This window comes from Mycolicibacterium hippocampi, from assembly GCF_010723735.1.
In the GTDB taxonomy this organism is placed as follows: Bacteria; Actinomycetota; Actinomycetes; order Mycobacteriales; family Mycobacteriaceae; genus Mycobacterium; species Mycobacterium hippocampi.
In genome coordinates, this window is record NZ_BLLB01000002.1 from 5,519,799 (window position 1) to 5,536,208 (window position 16,410).

A 16,410-nucleotide genomic window follows, 5' to 3' on the forward strand; every position below is an offset into this window, starting at 1 on the left:
GTGCCCCTTACCCGACCGCTGCGTCTGTTGTCGGCACCGCAGCGGCCAGACCGAGCTCGTCGAGCACCGCGGCCGTGTCGGCGCCGAGCTCCGGTGCCGGCCCGCGCACCCTGCCGGGGGTGCGGGAGAACCACGTCGGCACACCGGGGAACGTGACCGGCCCGTGCGGCGTATCGACGGTCTCGAACATGCCGACGGCGTTGAGGTGCGGGTCGTCGAACAATGCGTCCGGTGTGTTCAGCCGTGCCGCAGGGATTTCCAGCTCACGGAAGAGCTCCAGCCACTCGTCGGTGGTGCGCTCGGCCAGTGTCTGCGCCACGAGTCCGTAGACGGCGTCGATCTGATGGGCGCGCGCCTCCAACGTGGCGTACAGGTCGGACGCCCATGACGGCTGCACCGCGGCGATGAACGCGTTCCAGTGCTTGTCGTTGTAGATCAGCGCGGCGATGTGGCCGTCCGCGGTGCGGTACGGGCGCCGGTTCGGCGCCACCGTCCGCGGATACACCGCCGGTCCCAGCGGGGGGTCGAACATGGCGCCGTTGGCATGTTCGACCAGCATGAAGGACGCCATGGTCTCGAACATGGCGACCTCCACCTCCTGGCCCTCGCCGGTGCGCTCGCGATGGAACAACGCCATCGTGGTCGCATAGAGCGCCGTCAGGCCTGCCACCTTGTCGGCCATGATGGTGCCGACGTAGTTGGCTTCGCCGGTGAGCTGTTCCTGTACCGCGGGTATTCCGCATTCGGCTTGGATCGTGTCGTCGTAGGCGGGGCGATCCCGCTCGGGACCGCGCCTGCCGTAGCCGTAGCAGTTGGTGTACACGATCGCCGGGTTGAGGGCGGCAACGTCGTCATAGCCGAAGCCGAGCTTGGTGATCGCCTTGGACCGCATCGAGTGGATGAACACGTCGGCGCGTTCGACAAGCGCCCGCAACGCTTCCCGACCCTCGTCGGACCGCAGGTCGAGCACGACGCTGCGCTTGCCACGGTTGACGTTGACGAACACCCCACTCATGCCCGACACCGGACCCACGGAGATGAACCGGGTGTTGTCACCCTGCGGCGGCTCGACCTTGATCACCTCGGCACCCATGTCGGCCATGATCTGGGTGCAGTACGGGCCCATCACCATCGCGGTCAGGTCGATCACCCGCACCCCTGCCAGCGGTCCCGGCATCGACTCAGGCATGGGCACTCGCCGCCATCGCGAAGCTGTACCGGATGTGGTCGTTGTGCCCGTCGGGCACCACCGGGAACCTCACGGGCTCGGACATGTCCCGGATCGCGGCGAGGTGGTCGGCCACGTCCTCGATCTCCCAGGACGGGCGGTACACACCCGGCGATTCGGTGACGACTGCCGTAGCCACCCGGCCGGCCAGCGCGACGAACATCTCCCCGGTGGCAGAACAGGATTCGTGTGCAAGGTAGCCGACGACGGGCGCGACCAGTTCGGGGCCCATCGGGGGGTAGGCGGAGGTGTCGATGCCCGCTGCCATCCGCGTCACCGCGGCCGGGACGATGACATTGCTCGTGACGCCGTGCGCCGCGCCTTCCATTGCCGCCACGTTGGACAGCCCGACCACGCCCGCCTTGGCGACCGCGTAGTTGGCGACGTCGTGGTTGCCGTACAGACCGCCGATCGAGGAGGTCAGCACGATGCGGCCGTGACCTGCCGTGCACATCTGCGGGAACGCGGGCCGCACCACATGGAACGCGCCGCGCAGGTGCACGTCCAGCACTGTCTCGAAGTCCTCGTAGGACATGTCTTTCAGGGCCGACCGGCGCACGATGCCTGCGTTGTGCACCAGGATGTCGATGCCGCCGAAGCGCTCGAGAGCGGCGCCGATGATGGCCTGGCCGCCCTCGGGGGTTGCGACTGAATCCGTGCTCGCCACGGCTTCGCCTCCGGCATCGACGATCTCACGCACCACGTCGTTCGCGGGGCCTCCATCACCGCCCTCACCGTCGAGCGCGCCCCCGGGATCGTTGACCACCACCTTCGCGCCGCGCTCGGCGAACATCAGGGCGTAGGCGCGGCCCAGCCCCCGCCCGCCGCCGGTGACGACCGCGACACGTCCGTCGAACCTCAGCTCACCCATTCCCACTCTTCAGGGTCAGGCCGTCGAGGTCGCCGGTGGCGCGCCAATCGGCGAGGAGATCATCGAACGCATAGAACCCGGGCGAGTAGAAGTCGCCGAGGAACGAGCCGTTGCCCTCGGCACCCCCACGGCCCTCGTTGTTGTAATAGCCCGGCGTGCAGGACAATTCGAACGCAGAGTTGTCGATCGCCAGTTCTCTGATGGTCGCGACCCAGGAGTTCTGTCCCTCGTCACTCGGCTCGACCGTGGTCGCTTCGCGGCTCTGCGCTTCAGCGAGAATGTAGGCGATGTGTCTGGCCTGCTGCTCGAACATCGCGGTGGTATTGGCCGATACCCCACCCTGAATGAACCCGGTGAAGAACATGTTCGGAAATCCGCGGCTGGTCATCCCGTGCAGGGTCTTGTATCTGTCCTGCCAGTACTCGAAGAGCGACAACCCGTCCCGCCCCTTGATGGTGTCGATCGCATACCGGCGGCTGATCTCGGTGGAGATCTCGAACCCGCTGGCGAAGATGACACAGTCGACGTCGTACTCGACCCCGTCGGCGACGATCCCGTTCTCGGTCAACCGCTCCACACCCTTGGACGCCGACACGTCGACCAGTGTCACGTTGGGCCGGTTGAAGGCCGACAGATATTCCTCGCTCGAACACGGCCGCTTGCACATGAACCGGTAATAGGGCTTGAGCGCCTCGGCCGTCGCAGGATCGTCGACCACGGCTGCCACGCGACGGCGCAGCCTCTCCATGATCTTGTAGTCTTCCTCTTCCCGGAACGCCATGATCTGTTCGATGGTCACCGACGCCGGATCCTCGGTGCCCGCGATGCGCGCCGTCAGGTTGCGGCCGAGCTCGGTCCAGAAGTCGCACACCAGATCCGGCTCGCCGAACACCACGCCGACGAACGGCGACCAGTTGTGGAAGTTGCGCTTGCGCTCCTCCTGCCATCCCGGTTGCAGATCGGCGGCCCACGCCGCGTCGGTCGGGGTGTTCGCGCGCTCGTCCACCGAGGACGGGGTGCGCTGGAACACATAGAGCTGTTCGGCATCCCTGCCCAGGTGCGGCACCAGCTGCACGCCCGTCGCGCCGGTACCGACCAGCGCGACGCGCTTGTCCGCCAACTTGTCGAGGCCTCCGTCGGCATCTCCGCCGGTGTAGTCGTAGTCCCAACGCGCGGAGTGGAAGACGTGTCCTCCAGCGGCCCGGTACTCCTTGATGCCCGGGATGTCGGGCAGCTTCGGACGGTTGTACGAACCCTGGGCCATGACCACGAACCGGGCTTTGATGTCGTCGCCTCGGTCTGTGCTGATCCGCCACCGCTCGAGGCCCTCGTCCCAGCGCAGTTCCCGCACCTGGGTGGAGAACAACGCGCCGTCGTAGAGGCCGAAGTGCTTGCCGATGTTGCGGCAGTGCTGGAAGATCTCGGCGCCATCGGCGAACTTCTTCGACGGCATGAAATCGAGCTCTTCGAGCAGCGGGATGTAGCAGTAGGCATCGTTGTCACACTGGATCCCGGGGAACCGGTTCCAGTACCACACGCCGCCGAAGTCGCCGGCCATCTCGACCACGCGGACTCCCTCCACGCCGGCCTTCTTCAGATAGGCCCCGGCCAGGAGTCCGGCGAATCCCCCGCCGAGAATCACGACCTCGGCGTTCTCGACGACGGGGTCGCGCTCCGTCACCGTGGTGTAGGGATCGACCTCGTAGAACTCGGCGAACTCCCCTTCCAATTCCAGGTACTGCGAGGCGCCTTCGGGCCGTAGCCGCTTGGCGCGCTCCTGCGCGTACTTCTCCCGCAGTGCCGGGATGTCGATGTCGGTGGGCGTGTCAGTCGGCCCGCAAGTCTCCACAGTTCCTCCTTCTCGGGGCGAATTCGGCGCGCAATGCGACGCTGAGGGTGCTTCAGCGCGCCGGATTCGCTACAGCTCGCGGGGTTGTCCGGTTCCCATGTACTTCGACAGCTGGTGGTGCAGGTTGACGGTGCTGCGTTCGCGGTACGGGTTGGGCCGGGTCCCGGGGAAGCCGGCCGACTTCATGCCCTGCTGCACCGCGGCCATGTTCGAGAAATCCTGAGGCAGCACCGACAGCCAGTTCGGTGAGTCCTTCGGCGTGTACTGCCATTCCGTCTCGGGCTCTTCACCTTTCGGGTACAGCTCGAACACCGCGACCTCGAAGATGCATTTGTTCGGGTCATAGCTGGGATCGGGACGCGCCGAGTAGCACAGCGCGCTGGTCAGACCCTGGCCGATCTGGAAGTTCGGGAAGATCTGCCACGCGGTCCCGCTCTGGCCGAGGATGTCCGGTGGGATCGTCGGCCAGATCACGCCGCGGGCCTCGTCGTCGCGACGTGCCGAAGCCAGCCAGTGCTGCAGCACCTTGTCGGGCGGTGTGCCCTCGGGCAGTTCGTCGACCAGCCGCTTGGCCGCGTTCACCAGCGTCTCGGTGGTGGTGGCGTTGGTCTGCTCCCAGGTGTACATCTGCATCTCGGCGGTGGTGACGCGCGGGTCGTCTCCGGTGCCGAGACGGATCTTGGACTTGGTCTCGTCCATACCCTTCGGCGCGTCGTAGCCGATGTTGCTGTGCCGGCCCTGCGCTTTGGCCCAGCCCTTGAACTCGCCGAACTTGTTGAACTCGGGGTGCGTGGTGAAGACGTGGTAGGTCTCGTTGAAGGCCTCCATCGCGACTTTCCAGTTGCAGTCGAAGTACAGCCACTTGCGCCACTTGTAGCGCATGTTCTCCAGACCGAACGGGTCGAGAATCTTCGACGCCGGGAACAGATAGTCGACCAGTGGCTCGCAGCCGGGGTCCATGTTGACGAACAGCCATCCACCCCAGGTGTCCACCTGCACGGGCGCGAGGTGGGTGTTCTCACGCGTCAGCGTGCCCTGCCAGTCGTCCTGTTCTCGGATGTGGGTGCAGGCGCCATCGAGACCGTATGTCCAGCCGTGGAACCCGCACACGAATGATTTGCGCGCCCGACCGACCGCGTTCTTGGCACCGTCCGGGGTGTCGACGAGCTTGCGGCCCCGGTGCATGCAGACGTTGTGATGGGCGGCGAAATCTGCGGCAGAAGACCCGGTTCCGGTACGCACGATGATGACCGAGTCGTCGAGGATGTCGTAGGTCAGGTAGCTGCCGACCTCGGAAATCTCCTCGACCCTGCCGACCTGCTGCCAGACCTTTCGCCACAGTCTGTCGCGTTCGGCGCGGGCGTACGTCTCGGAGATGTACGCCTCGACCGGAATCGTCATCGGCTCGGACAGATCTTCGGCGATCAAGCCTGTGGAGTCGTCCTCGTCGGCGTCGATCTCGATCGCGGTGTCGAGGTGGGATTCGGTATGGGTCATCACATTTCTCGCTTCCTCGAGCGGCCCGACATCACTGTTCCGTCTGCTGGATCGCTGCGCGGAAGGTCTCGTCCTTCAAAAACAGCGACGTGTTGTCCGCCCCCAGGTGGGTCCACTTCAGGTTCAGCCCGCCGTCGACGAGCAGCGTCTGGCCCGTGATGTAGCTCGACAGGTCGGACAGCAGGAACAGGATCGCGCCGGCCTGCTCCTCGGGGGTGCCGCGGCGTCCCATCGCGATCGCGGTGCGGTCACGGTCCGGATCCTCGTCGACGTACATCGCCGACGCGGCCGTTTCGGTGACTCCCGGTGCGACGGCGTTGACCCGGATTCCGTCCAGCGCCAGCTCGACCGCCATGGTCCGCGTCATCGCCACCACGGCAGCCTTCGCTGTGCCGTAGGCGATGTGGAACGGCGCGGTGTTCATACCGCTGATCGACGACACCGACACGATCGATCCCGTGCGGCCTTCGGCACGCAGTTCCCGGCTCACGGCCTGGCTCATGAAGAAGGCCGTCTCGAGGTTCGCGGCGAACAGTGAGCGCCAGTCGTCACGGGTCACCCGGGTCGACGGCATCCAGGTGGCCGGCGCGGCGCCACCGGCGATGTTGACCAGTCCATAGAGGTCGCCGGGAGTTCGACGAACGTTCTCCAGCACGGTGGCGATGCCGTCGTCGGTGGACGCGTCGGCCGCTACCGGGACCACCGACAGGCCCCGGCGCGCCAGGGGGCCCACGTGTTCGTCGAGGTTTTCCTTCGATCGGCTGACCGCCACCACAGTGGCACCCGCCTCGGCGGCCAGGCGCGTGACCGTGGTCCCGATGCCGCCGCCACCTGCGCCGGAGACGACAACGATGCGGCCGTCCAGCGTGATCGAAACTCCAGGACTCATCTTAATTGTCCGGACAAATAGGGCTGTTCTGCATATTGCAGAACACTATTCCGCAGCGGTTATGCCACCGTCAAGGCCGATCTGGACATCGACACCTCGCTATTGTCTGGACTAGTTGGACCTTGCTAACGTCCGGACGCATGAACGCCAGGTACGTCGCGCAGGACCCTTCTGCTGCGCAGGGATGGCAGCTGGACCGGGTGACCGCACCCAGCCGACTGTTCGGCGCCAACGGCCTGCGCACCGGGCCCGACGGGCGCATCTACGTGGCCCAGGTGACGGGCAGCCAGATCAGCGCACTGGACCTGGCCACCGGTGCGGTCGAGACCGTGAGCGCCAAGGGAGGCGACATCATCGCCCCCGACGATGTCGCGTTCGGCGACGACGGCACCATGTTCGCGACCGAGGTGATGGACGGCCGGGTCAGCGCGCGCGACAGCGCGGGCCGCACCCGGGTGCTACGCGACGATCTGCCCTGTGCGAACGGCATCACCGTCCATCGGGGTCGGCTTTTCGTCGGCGAATGCCGCGACGGCGGCCGGCTGATGGAGCTCCCACTCGACGGGAGCGCCCCACGAATCCTGGTCGACAATCTGCCGTCACCCAACGCGATGGAGGTCGGCCCCGACGGGCTGCTCTACTACCCGGTGATGACGGCCAACGAGATCTGGCGAGTGGACCCCGACGAGCACAGTGAGCCGCAGCGCGTCGCCGCCGACCTCGGCGTGCCCGATGCCGTGAAGTTCGACGCGGACGGTTTCATCGTCTCGACCCAGGTGGCCAGCGGACAGGTGCTGCGCATCGACCCCCGCAACGGCGACAAAACCGTGTTGGCACAGTTGAATCCGGGTCTGGACAACCTGACCTTCGTCGGCGACCGGCTGTTCACGTCGAACTTCACCGGCGAGATCACCGAGATCCACTCCGGCGGGCAGACCTCCACCGTGTTGCCCGGCGGGTTGAACTGGCCGTTGGACCTGACCGTGTCCGACGGGCGGCTGTTCATCGCGGACGGCACGTACTTCTACGCGGTCACACCGGAGGGTTCGCTGCAGACCGTCGGGATGCTGTTCTCCCCCGGCTATCCCGGATTCCTCCGCGGAATCGATGCCGTCGGCACGGGCGAGTTCGTCGTGACGACATCGGGCGGTCAGGTCGCCCGCTACCGTCCCGAAGCCGGGGAGACCGACTTCCTGGCCACCGACTTCGATCAGCTGTACGGCGTGGCCGTGACCCCCGACGGGACGATCGTGTTCGCCGAGCTGGGCACCGGGAAGGTGCACAGCCTCATGTCGGGCACCCTGGCGACGTTGGCCTCAGACCTGCAGGACCCGGTCGGTGTCGCGCTGGATCCCGACGGTGTGCCGTTGGTCGCCGAATCCGGCGTCGGGCGGGTGGTTCGGCTCAGCCCGGGCGGGGTGGACACCGTCGTGGACGGTCTGCAACGTCCACAGGGTCTGCACGTGCGCGACGGCCGGCTCTACATCGTCGACGCCGGCGCCAAGGAACTCGTGGAGTTCGACCTGTTCAGCAAGACCCGCAACACCATTGCCACCGGCATTCCCGTCGGCGCCCCACCGGGTGTCGAGCCGAAGCCGCTGAAGGGAATGCCGCCTTTCTCCGGCCCGCAGGGACCGTTCGCCGGCGTCACCTCGGGACCGGACGGCACGCTGTACGTCTCGGCCGACGGTGACGGCAGCGTGCTGGCGGTGCGCCGAGTATGACCGCCACAGCCGGTGATCACCGCTACCTGCAGGTGGCGCGTGCGCTGCGCAAGGAGATCGTCGACGGGGTGTATCCGGTGGGTTCTCAGCTGCCCACCGAACACGAGCTGTGCGAACGGTTCTCGGTCAGCCGCTACACCGTGCGAGAGGCACTGCGCCGGCTGCGCGACGACAACCTCGTCGCATCCCGTCCGCGGGCGGGCACCCTGGTGGTCCCCCGCCCGAGCACCAACTCGTACGCGCAGGACGTCATGTCGATCGACGACCTGCTGGCCTTCGCCCAAGGCGCCCGGTTCGCGATCGAAACCAACGCGATGGTCACCGTCGACGACGCACTGGCCGAACGTACCGGCCTCGCGCCGGGCACGGAATGGCTTGCCGCGAGCGGCTACCGGCGCATCGACGACGCGACCGCCCCCGTCTGCCGCACCGAGTACTACATCAACCGCACGTTCGCCGCGGTGGGCCGGCTGCTGCACCGGCACACCGGGGCCATCTTCCCGCTGCTCGAGGACATGTTCGGGGTCAGTGTCGTCGAGGTACACCAGGAGATCTCGGCAGTGCTGCTGGACGCCGAGATGGCCGGGCGGCTGGAGACCGACGCCGGGAGCGTCGGCCTGCAACTGCAACGCACCTACACCACGTCCGACGGCGAGATCGCCCAGGTAACGGTCAACACCCACCCGGCGTCGAGATACCGGCACGCGATGACGATGCGGCGCGTCAGGGAAACTCGGTGACCACCCTGGCCGATGCGCTGCGCGGCGCGGCGGCCGCGACTCCGGACCGGATCCTGCTGCGGGACGGTGACCTGACATTGACCTGTGCCGGGCTGAGCTCCCAGGCGACCAGCCTGGCCGCTGCGCTGACCACGCGGCTGCCGGTCGGCAGCGTGGTGTCGTTCATGGTCCCCAACTGGCATGAGGCCGCCGTCATCTACCTCGGCGCCACGCTCGCGGGCATGGTCGTCAACCCGATACTGCCCTCGCTGCGCGACCACGAACTGCGTTTCATCCTCACCGACGCCGACAGCGGGGTCATCTTCATCCCGGAGACCTTCGGCGGTCACGACTATGCCGCGATGCTTTCCCGGGTGGCCGCTGATCTGCCATCCGCTCCCGAGGTCGTCGTGGTGCGCGGCGACCCCCGCGGCCACACCGCGTATGCCGACCTCTTCACGGCACCGATCGTCGAGCCGCTGCCCTCGCTGGACCCCGATGCGACCCGCATGATCCTCTACACGTCCGGCACCACCGGACGCCCGAAAGGTGTTCTTCACAGCCATAACACGATGGATGCGTTGATCGCCCAACTCGGGAAGTTCTGGCGGATAGAGGCCGGTGACACGTTCCTGGTGCCGTCCCCGGTCGCCCACATCGGCGGATCGATCTATGCCTTCGAGTGCCCGCTGCTGTTGAACACCCAGGCAGTTCTGATGCAGCGGTGGGACTCCGACGCCGCCGTCGCGCTGATGCTCGAGCACCGGTGCACCCACATGGCAGGGGCGACGCCGTTCCTGTCGGGTCTGCTCACCGCGGCGGAGCGGGCCGGCACCCGGCTGCCTGACCTGAAGGTGTTCATCTGCGGCGGCGCGTCGGTACCACCGTCTCTGATCCATCGAGCCGCAGAGTATTTCGAGCGTGCCCTGGTGACCAGGGTGTACGGATCGACCGAGGTTCCGGTGACCACGGTGGGCTCGCTCGACGACGTCGACCACGCCGCCGACACCGACGGCAGGCCGGGAATTGCCGACGTCATCCTCGTCGACCGCGAGATCCGCGCCCGCGGTCCGCAGATGCTCACCGGGTACCTGCACGCCGACGACACCCGCGCCGCCTTCGACGAGGCGGGGTACTTCCGCACCGGAGATCTCGGACGCTTCACCGACGACGGGTATCTGGTGGTGACGGGACGTGCCAAGGACATCATCATCCGCAACGGCGAGAACATCTCCCCCAAAGAGGTCGAGGACATCCTGGTCACCCATCCGCAGATCGCCGAGATCGCGATCGTCGGGATCCCCGACCCGCGCACCGGCGAACGGGCGTGCGCGGCCATCGTCGCCTCGCACCCGCCCGGTCCCGACGTCGCCGAGTTGCGGGAGTTCCTGCTGGCTCGGGGTGTCGCGAAGTTCAAAGCGCCGGAGCGTGTGGTGTTCTACGACACCCTGCCGAAGAACGCCGCGGGCAAGGTCCTCAAACACCACATCAAGGCCGAACTGACAGAGGAGTCCTGACATGCAGGTAGCGATCGTCACCGGCGCCAGCAGCGGCATCGGGTTCGGCTGTGCGACAACACTTGCCGCGCGTGGCATGGCAGTGCTGGGCACCGGCCGTGATCCCGGGCGACTCGCCGAACTCGAAGAGGCGGTGGGCGATCCGGATCGCATCGCCACGCTGGCCGTCGACCTCACCGACGACGATGCACCCAGCCGCATCGTCACCGCAGCGCTGGAAAGGTGGGGGCGGATCGACTTCCTCGTCAACAACGCCGGCGTCGGCAGCCCCAAGCCGTTGCACGAGACCGACGACGAATCACTGGACCATTTCCTGGGATTGATGTTGCGGGCGCCGTTCCGGCTGGCGCGCGACACCATCGGCCACATGCAGCCGGGGTCGGCGATCATCAACGTGACCTCGACGTTCGCCGTCGTCGGCGGTCTGCGCGGTGGCGCCTACTCGGCCGCCAAAGGCGGGCTGACGTCGTTGACCATACACATCGCCTGCCAGTACGGCGCACAGGGGATCCGTTGCAACGCAGTGGCACCCGGGGTCACGCTCACGCCGATGGTCGCCACCCGGCTCGAGGACGAACGGTTCCGCAAGATCAACACCGAGATGACCCCGCATCAGCGGCTCGGCCGCGTCGAGGACATCGCGTCCACCGTGGCGTTCCTGTGCTCCGAGGGGGGCAGCTTCATCAACGGCCAGACCATCGTCGTCGACGGTGGCTGGAGTTCGACGAAGTACCTCTCGGATTTCGCCCTGAACGCCGACTGGGTTGCGCGTGGGTCTTCGTCATGAACCTGTTCTCCCTGCTCGACCAGGCCGCCGCCCGCAACGGCGGCCGTGGGGCGGTGTATCACGGCGAGCGCCAGGTGCACACCTGGTCCTCGTTGCGGGAGAGGGCACTGCGGCTGGCGACGTCGCTGCGGGCGTTCGGCCCTGGGGCGCGGCTCGCGGTGGCCAGCGAGAACCGGCCCGAGATCATCGAGCTGATGTTCGCGATCTGGGCGGCCGAATGCGTGTTTGTCCCGGTCAATTCCAAGCTGCACCCCCGCGAGATGCGGCAGATCATCGACGACGCCGGCGTCGCCCGAGTTTTCGCCTCGCCCAAGATCGGCGCACAGCTGGCCGCGGAGACGTCCATCCCGATCGAGACCATCGGGGACGGTGCATACGAAGATCGTTGCGCCGCAGACATGTCGGGGCCGCCGCTGCACACCGATCCGACGAGCCTGGCGTGGCTTTTCTACACCAGCGGCACCACAGGTCGCTCCAAGGGGGCGATGCTGTCGCACCGGAACCTGATGGCGATGACGGTGTCACACCTGGCCGACTTCGATGCGCCTGACCAGAACTGCAGCCTGATCCACGGCGCCCCGATGTCGCACGGGTCGGGACTGTACGTGCCGCCCTACGTGTTGCGCGGCGCCCGGCAGGTGGTGCCGGCGTCAGGGGTGTACGACCCGGAGGAGTTCCTCGACCTGTGCGAGCAGCACCCGGGCTGCAGCGCTTTTCTGGCGCCGACGATGGTCGCACGGCTGGTCCGGACCGGACGGGCCAGGCCCCGCAACCTCCAGACGATCGTCTACGGCGGCGGGCCGATGTACGTCGACAGCCTCAAGAAGGCGCTGGCTGCGTTCGGCCCGATCTTCGTCCAGCTCTACGGGCAGGGCGAGGCGCCGATGACGATCACCGGTCTGCGCCGCGGCGATCACATCGCCGGTGATGCATGGGCCGAGGATGCGGTACTCGGTTCGGTCGGCTACGCACGCTCCGGCGTCGACGTCGCAGTGCTCGGGCCGGACGGCCTGCCTGCCGGGGTCGACGTCATCGGCGAGATCGTCTGCCGCGGTGACGTGGTGATGTCGGGGTACTGGAACAACCCCGAGGCGACGGCGGCCACGCTGCAGGACGGTTGGCTGCGCACCGGTGACATGGGGTCCTTCGACTCCGCCGGGTTGCTCACGCTGCGTGACCGGTCCAAGGACGTGGTGATCAGCGGTGGCAGCAACATCTACCCCCGCGAGGTCGAGGAGGCACTGCTCGAGCACCCCGCCGTCGTCGAGGCCGGCGTGGTGGGGGCTCCCGACGACGAGTGGGGCGAGGTTGTCGTCGCATTCATCGTCGGCGAGGTCTCCGTGGCCGAGCTGGACGCGCACCTGCTCGACCGCATCGCGCGGTTCAAGCGGCCCAAAAGCTACGAGTTCGTCGACGAGCTGCCCAAGAACAGCTACGGCAAGGTCCTCAAGCGGGAGCTGCGCGCCCGAGTGGGTTGACCGGATCCGTCCGTAGCATGGCGCTATGGACGTCCCCGACTCCGCGATCCCGCGGTTTCATCTCGCAGTACCGGTCGACGACCTGACCGCCGCCCGGCATTTCTACGGCGAGGTGCTCGGTCTCGACCAGGGACGCAGTGCCGAGACCTGGGTGGACTGGAACCTGTACGGACACCAACTGGTCACCCATCTGGCGCCCGACCGGATGGCTGCTCTGCACAACCCCGTCGACGGGCATGACGTTCCGGTCCCCCACTTCGGGCTGATCCTGACCATCCCGGCATTCCACGAGCTCAGCCGACGGCTACGCACCGCCGGTGTCGATTTTGTGATCGAGCCCTACGTGCGGTTCGCGGGTGAAACCGGCGAGCAGTGGACGATGTTTCTCCTCGACCCCGCGGGTAATGCTCTCGAGTTCAAGGCCTTCGCCGACGATTCGCAGGTCTTCACGACCTAGGAGGGTAGGACAAATGCACGTGGTGATCGCCGGAGGGCACGGCAAGATCGCGATGTTCCTGGAACGGTTGTTGTCCCGACGCGGCGACACTGCGGCCGGCTTCATCCGCAATGCCGCGCATTCTCCGGACCTGGAGAGCGTGGGCGCAAAAGCCATCGTGGTGGACCTCGAGGAAGCGTCCGTCGACGACGTCGCGACCCATCTGCACGGGGCCGACGCGGTGGTGTTCGCCGCGGGGGCCGGACCGGGCAGCGGTGCGGCGCGCAAGGAAACGGTGGATCGGGACGCGGCGATTCTGCTGGCCGACGCCGCCGAGCAGGCCGGGGTGCGCCGCTACGTGATGGTCTCGTCGATGGGAGCCGACGCGGCGGCACCCGATGACATCGGCGATCCGGTCTTCGTCACCTACCTGCGCGCAAAAGGCGCTGCCGACGACGACATCCGTGGGCGGGAAGCGCTCGACGCCACGATCGTGCGTCCGGGCATGCTCACCGACGACCCGGGGACCGGGCAGGTGACGATCGCCGCCGCGACCGGACGCGACAGCATCCCCCGCGAGGACGTGGCGTCAGTTCTGCTCGCCGTGCTCGACACCCCGGAAACCGCCGGTCACACCTTCGAGGTGATCTCCGGTGACACCCCGATCACCCAGGCCGTCAGCGCATCGGCCCGCACCTGACAACGGATTCCGTCGCGCGGGAGCGGACCAGAACCCCCGGCTCGGCCGCCCATGACCTGACTCTCCCGAGAAGTGCCTGCTGCCGCAGCGTGAATCGGAACTTCATCAAGCTGCAGACAGACGACGAGATCCGCACTATCCTTGATGACGGTTGAGCTCTCAGCCCGCGTACGCCGAGTCGGGCGTACCCCAACAGCATTGCTGCAACACAACCCGGGGATTTGAGCGATGGCCACAGACGCTGACAATTTGATCTTTCGTCCGGACCCGGCTGCAGCGGGCGGAACGCAACGATGCGGTGCGGCCACCTTCGCCGTCCGGCATCCGTCGTCGACCAGGATCTCCGTGGCCGTCCTCGGCGAGGTCGACGCCGTCAACGGCCGCGCCCTGGGCCGCTACGTCGAGCGCCACACCAGAAGTTCCAGACAACTGGTGCTCGACCTTCGGGCCGTCGAGTTCTTCGGAACCGCAGCGTTCACCGCGCTGTATTACACCAACGTGCACTGCACCCGCAGCGATGTGGACTGGGTGATCGTCGGCAGTCGCGCTGTGCGGCGCCTTCTGCGCATCTGCGATCCGCATGGTGAGTTACCGCTTGTTGACGACCTGTCGTCGGCCCTGCTCCGACTCGATCGTCTCGCACGGTGTCACCACCCCGTCGTCTGGACCGGACGTTCCGGGTGGCACACCGACAACAGGCCGCAGACGCGCGCCGACACCTCGGTCGCCAGCTGACCAACTCACCACATCAGGCCGCGAATGAGGTCGGTCGGTCGGATGTCCTCCACCGAGACCAAGCCGGCCGGGGCGCGGCACACCGAGTCGATCGCGTTGACCGCCCGGGCCGCCGTGGACACGCAGCCGGCATCGGTGACGTCGAGAACCGGATGGGACAGGTGCGTGCTCACTTCCACCCGTGGTTCGCCTTCCACGATCACCTTGTGCACCCCGAGATGTCCCTCGGGCGGGAACTCCCAGTGCGGCGCCGCCTCGGACGTGAGGCGGTTGATGTGTTCGACGGTGATGACGGGAACACCGGCGCGCACCCCCTCGACCGCGAACCGCACCGCGGCGAGCTGACCGGGCTCGACCGTCGTCATCGTGCATTCGATGCGCTCTGGGGTGAACCACGGCTCATACCGCTGCCGCACCTCGTCGAGTTTCACATCCAGATGGCCGGCCAGACTGTGCACCAGCCCGCCGAACAGTGACGTGATGACCCCCGGCTGAAACGCCATCGGCAACTCGTCATCCGGGCTGCTACCGAAACCCATTGCCGTACCGGTGTATTCGTAGTCATCATAGTTGCCGTAATCGAAGATCTCCTGCACGGTGACCGACTCGGCACGGGTGACCAGGCTCAGCGCGGCGTGCACGGCGGTGTCCCCGGAATAGCCTGGGTCGATACCGTTGACGTACAGCGAGGCGTTCCCGGCGGCGCAGGCTTGCTCCAGCGGCACCCGCAGCCAGTCGTCGGCCTGGTGCGGCGTCACCAGCCACACCATCGACGTTCCGACGACGTTGATGCCGGCGGCCAGCAGCTGCGACATCTGCTCGATGGCCTCCATCGGCCGCGTCTCCCCCAGCGCGGTGTAGACGACACAGTCCGGCTTCAGCGCGATCAACGCGGCGAGGTCATCGGTGGCGACGACGCCGGTCGCCTCACCGAGACCGCAGAGTTCTGCGGCGTCGCGGCCGATCTTGTTCTCGCTGGCAGCGTGCACACCCACCAGTTCCAGGTCGGGCCTGCCGATGATCGCCTGCAACGCGTGGCGCCCGACGTTGCCGGTGGAGAACTGAACTACTCTGCGCATCTGGTGTGTCCGTTCCTGCTCAGTAGTCGGGGATCGGGAGCGGCGAGTTGTTCGAGTCGATGCCACCGTCCACATGGAAGATAGCGTTCGTCGCGTAGCAGTCCCGCGTCGCCAGATACACGCACAGCCGTCCGAGGTCCTCGACATCGCCGAGCCGATGCAACGGCGTGGTCTCCTCCATCTTCTCCCGTGAACCGGGCATCATGTCCAGGCTGCCCTGAAGCCCCTCCGTGGCAAACGAGCCGAGGGCGATGGCGTTCACCCGGATCTTCGGCGCGAGTTCCTGCGCCATCGCGCGGGTGAGCGCTTCCATCCCGCCCTTGGCCACGCAGTAGGCCGTCAACGCACGGATGCCGAAGCGGGCCGACCCCGAAGAGATGTTGACGATCGACCCCCGCCCAGCCTCGAGCATATGTGGCGCGACGAGCTGACTCATGATGAAAGCTGACGTCACACACCAGTCGAAGGTGTGCCTGAAGTCCTCATCGGTGATGTCCAGGAAGCGGGCGTAGGTCGAGCCCCCGACGTTGTTCACCAGCATGTCGATCCGGCCGAACCGCTCGGCCACGGTGTTCACGACACGCTCGCTGTCCGGCCGACTCATCGCGTCCGCGACGAGCGCCAACCCGTTCCCGCCGGATTCCTCGATGCCGGCGATGGTGCCCACGATGTCGGACTCGGTCCGCGCGGTGCCCACCACCGTGGCGCCTGCCTCGGCGAGGACCCGGGCAATCCCCTGGCCGACTCCTTTACCGGCTCCGGTCACGATGGCGACCTGGCCACTCAGATCGAACTGTTCCAACGCCATGGGCGAATCCTCTCCACGAGTGCTGCCCATCTAACGTCTGCGCCTGACTTAAGTCAATCAAATCTCTGTGCCCACAACCCCGCCAGGGGTATC

At 66.9% G+C, this 16,410-nt stretch carries 15 protein-coding genes; 8 read left to right on the forward strand and 7 right to left on the reverse strand.

What is annotated here, in order from left to right:
- Positions 1–7 precede the first annotated feature (7 nt).
- The 5 genes from G6N53_RS27570 to G6N53_RS27590 form a co-directional block, all read right to left on the reverse strand.
- The gene (locus tag G6N53_RS27570; protein WP_205390481.1) at positions 8–1,189 is read right to left on the reverse strand and encodes a CaiB/BaiF CoA transferase family protein; all 1,182 of its coding nucleotides are present in this window, start codon (positions 1,187–1,189) and stop codon (positions 8–10) included.
- Complete coding sequence (locus G6N53_RS27575) at positions 1,182–2,099, reverse strand: SDR family NAD(P)-dependent oxidoreductase (protein WP_163894532.1); 918 nt, start codon at positions 2,097–2,099, stop codon at positions 1,182–1,184. The genes G6N53_RS27570 and G6N53_RS27575 overlap by 8 nt, the downstream gene beginning before the upstream one ends.
- A complete protein-coding gene (locus tag G6N53_RS27580; protein WP_163894534.1) occupies positions 2,092–3,948 on the reverse strand; it encodes a flavin-containing monooxygenase in 1,857 nt (618 codons plus the stop codon). The genes G6N53_RS27575 and G6N53_RS27580 overlap by 8 nt, the downstream gene beginning before the upstream one ends.
- A 69-nt stretch (positions 3,949–4,017) precedes the next feature.
- Entirely contained in the window at positions 4,018–5,445 is a 1,428-nt protein-coding gene (locus G6N53_RS27585; protein ID WP_163894536.1) for an aromatic ring-hydroxylating oxygenase subunit alpha, read from the reverse strand.
- A gap of 31 nt (positions 5,446–5,476) precedes the next feature.
- The gene (locus tag G6N53_RS27590) at positions 5,477–6,334 is read right to left on the reverse strand and encodes an SDR family NAD(P)-dependent oxidoreductase (protein WP_163894539.1); all 858 of its coding nucleotides are present in this window, start codon (positions 6,332–6,334) and stop codon (positions 5,477–5,479) included.
- Between the two features lie 140 nt (positions 6,335–6,474).
- On the opposite strand from G6N53_RS27590, the gene G6N53_RS27595 reads away from it, so the two are divergent.
- From G6N53_RS27595 to G6N53_RS27630, 8 genes are all read left to right on the forward strand, one after another.
- Positions 6,475–8,058, forward strand: a complete 1,584-nt coding sequence (locus tag G6N53_RS27595) for an SMP-30/gluconolactonase/LRE family protein (protein ID WP_163894541.1) — start codon at positions 6,475–6,477, stop codon at positions 8,056–8,058.
- Positions 8,055–8,798, forward strand: coding sequence for a GntR family transcriptional regulator (locus tag G6N53_RS27600; protein WP_163894544.1), 744 nt, complete (start codon positions 8,055–8,057; stop codon positions 8,796–8,798). Before G6N53_RS27595 ends, G6N53_RS27600 begins: the two co-directional genes overlap by 4 nt.
- Entirely contained in the window at positions 8,795–10,294 is a 1,500-nt protein-coding gene (locus G6N53_RS27605) for an AMP-binding protein (protein WP_163894546.1), read from the forward strand. The genes G6N53_RS27600 and G6N53_RS27605 overlap by 4 nt, the downstream gene beginning before the upstream one ends.
- Before the next feature lies 1 nt (position 10,295).
- Positions 10,296–11,081, forward strand: coding sequence for an SDR family NAD(P)-dependent oxidoreductase (locus G6N53_RS27610; protein ID WP_163894548.1), 786 nt, complete (start codon positions 10,296–10,298; stop codon positions 11,079–11,081).
- Positions 11,078–12,559 carry an AMP-binding protein gene (locus G6N53_RS27615; protein WP_163894550.1) on the forward strand — a complete coding sequence of 494 codons (1,482 nt, stop codon included), beginning with the start codon at positions 11,078–11,080 and terminating at the stop codon, positions 12,557–12,559. Before G6N53_RS27610 ends, G6N53_RS27615 begins: the two co-directional genes overlap by 4 nt.
- Before the next feature lie 25 nt (positions 12,560–12,584).
- A complete protein-coding gene (locus tag G6N53_RS27620; RefSeq protein WP_163894552.1) occupies positions 12,585–13,016 on the forward strand; it encodes a VOC family protein in 432 nt (143 codons plus the stop codon).
- 13 nt (positions 13,017–13,029) lie between these two features.
- Complete coding sequence (locus tag G6N53_RS27625; protein WP_163894555.1) at positions 13,030–13,695, forward strand: NAD(P)H-binding protein; 666 nt, start codon at positions 13,030–13,032, stop codon at positions 13,693–13,695.
- A gap of 228 nt (positions 13,696–13,923) precedes the next feature.
- The gene (locus G6N53_RS27630; RefSeq protein WP_163894557.1) at positions 13,924–14,430 is read left to right on the forward strand and encodes an STAS domain-containing protein; all 507 of its coding nucleotides are present in this window, start codon (positions 13,924–13,926) and stop codon (positions 14,428–14,430) included.
- Positions 14,431–14,435: 5 nt separating this feature from the next.
- Here G6N53_RS27630 and G6N53_RS27635 read toward each other — a convergent pair whose 3' ends face one another.
- Positions 14,436–15,509 (reverse strand): NAD(P)H-dependent amine dehydrogenase family protein, encoded by a 1,074-nt coding sequence (locus G6N53_RS27635; protein ID WP_163894559.1) that lies wholly within the window; start codon positions 15,507–15,509, stop codon positions 14,436–14,438.
- A gap of 19 nt (positions 15,510–15,528) precedes the next feature.
- On the reverse strand, positions 15,529–16,317 hold the full coding sequence (locus G6N53_RS27640) for an SDR family NAD(P)-dependent oxidoreductase (protein ID WP_163894561.1): 789 nt from the start codon (positions 16,315–16,317) through the stop codon (positions 15,529–15,531).
- Positions 16,318–16,410 lie beyond the last annotated feature (93 nt).

What these genes read in the sequence shown, in the direction of transcription:
- G6N53_RS27570 (WP_205390481.1), bottom strand. Translation starts at nt 1,189, where the DNA reads ATGCCTGAGTCGATGCCGGGACCGCTGGCAGGGGTGCGGGTGATCGAC.
- G6N53_RS27575 (WP_163894532.1), bottom strand. Translation starts at nt 2,099, where the DNA reads ATGGGTGAGCTGAGGTTCGACGGACGTGTCGCGGTCGTCACCGGCGGC.
- G6N53_RS27585 (WP_163894536.1), bottom strand. Translation starts at nt 5,445, where the DNA reads ATGACCCATACCGAATCCCACCTCGACACCGCGATCGAGATCGACGCC.
- G6N53_RS27590 (WP_163894539.1), bottom strand. Translation starts at nt 6,334, where the DNA reads ATGAGTCCTGGAGTTTCGATCACGCTGGACGGCCGCATCGTTGTCGTC.
- G6N53_RS27595 (WP_163894541.1), top strand. Translation starts at nt 6,475, where the DNA reads ATGAACGCCAGGTACGTCGCGCAGGACCCTTCTGCTGCGCAGGGATGG.
- G6N53_RS27600 (WP_163894544.1), top strand. Translation starts at nt 8,055, where the DNA reads ATGACCGCCACAGCCGGTGATCACCGCTACCTGCAGGTGGCGCGTGCG.
- G6N53_RS27610 (WP_163894548.1), top strand. Translation starts at nt 10,296, where the DNA reads ATGCAGGTAGCGATCGTCACCGGCGCCAGCAGCGGCATCGGGTTCGGC.
- G6N53_RS27615 (WP_163894550.1), top strand. Translation starts at nt 11,078, where the DNA reads ATGAACCTGTTCTCCCTGCTCGACCAGGCCGCCGCCCGCAACGGCGGC.
- G6N53_RS27620 (WP_163894552.1), top strand. Translation starts at nt 12,585, where the DNA reads ATGGACGTCCCCGACTCCGCGATCCCGCGGTTTCATCTCGCAGTACCG.
- G6N53_RS27625 (WP_163894555.1), top strand. Translation starts at nt 13,030, where the DNA reads ATGCACGTGGTGATCGCCGGAGGGCACGGCAAGATCGCGATGTTCCTG.
- G6N53_RS27630 (WP_163894557.1), top strand. Translation starts at nt 13,924, where the DNA reads ATGGCCACAGACGCTGACAATTTGATCTTTCGTCCGGACCCGGCTGCA.
- G6N53_RS27635 (WP_163894559.1), bottom strand. Translation starts at nt 15,509, where the DNA reads ATGCGCAGAGTAGTTCAGTTCTCCACCGGCAACGTCGGGCGCCACGCG.
- G6N53_RS27640 (WP_163894561.1), bottom strand. Translation starts at nt 16,317, where the DNA reads ATGGCGTTGGAACAGTTCGATCTGAGTGGCCAGGTCGCCATCGTGACC.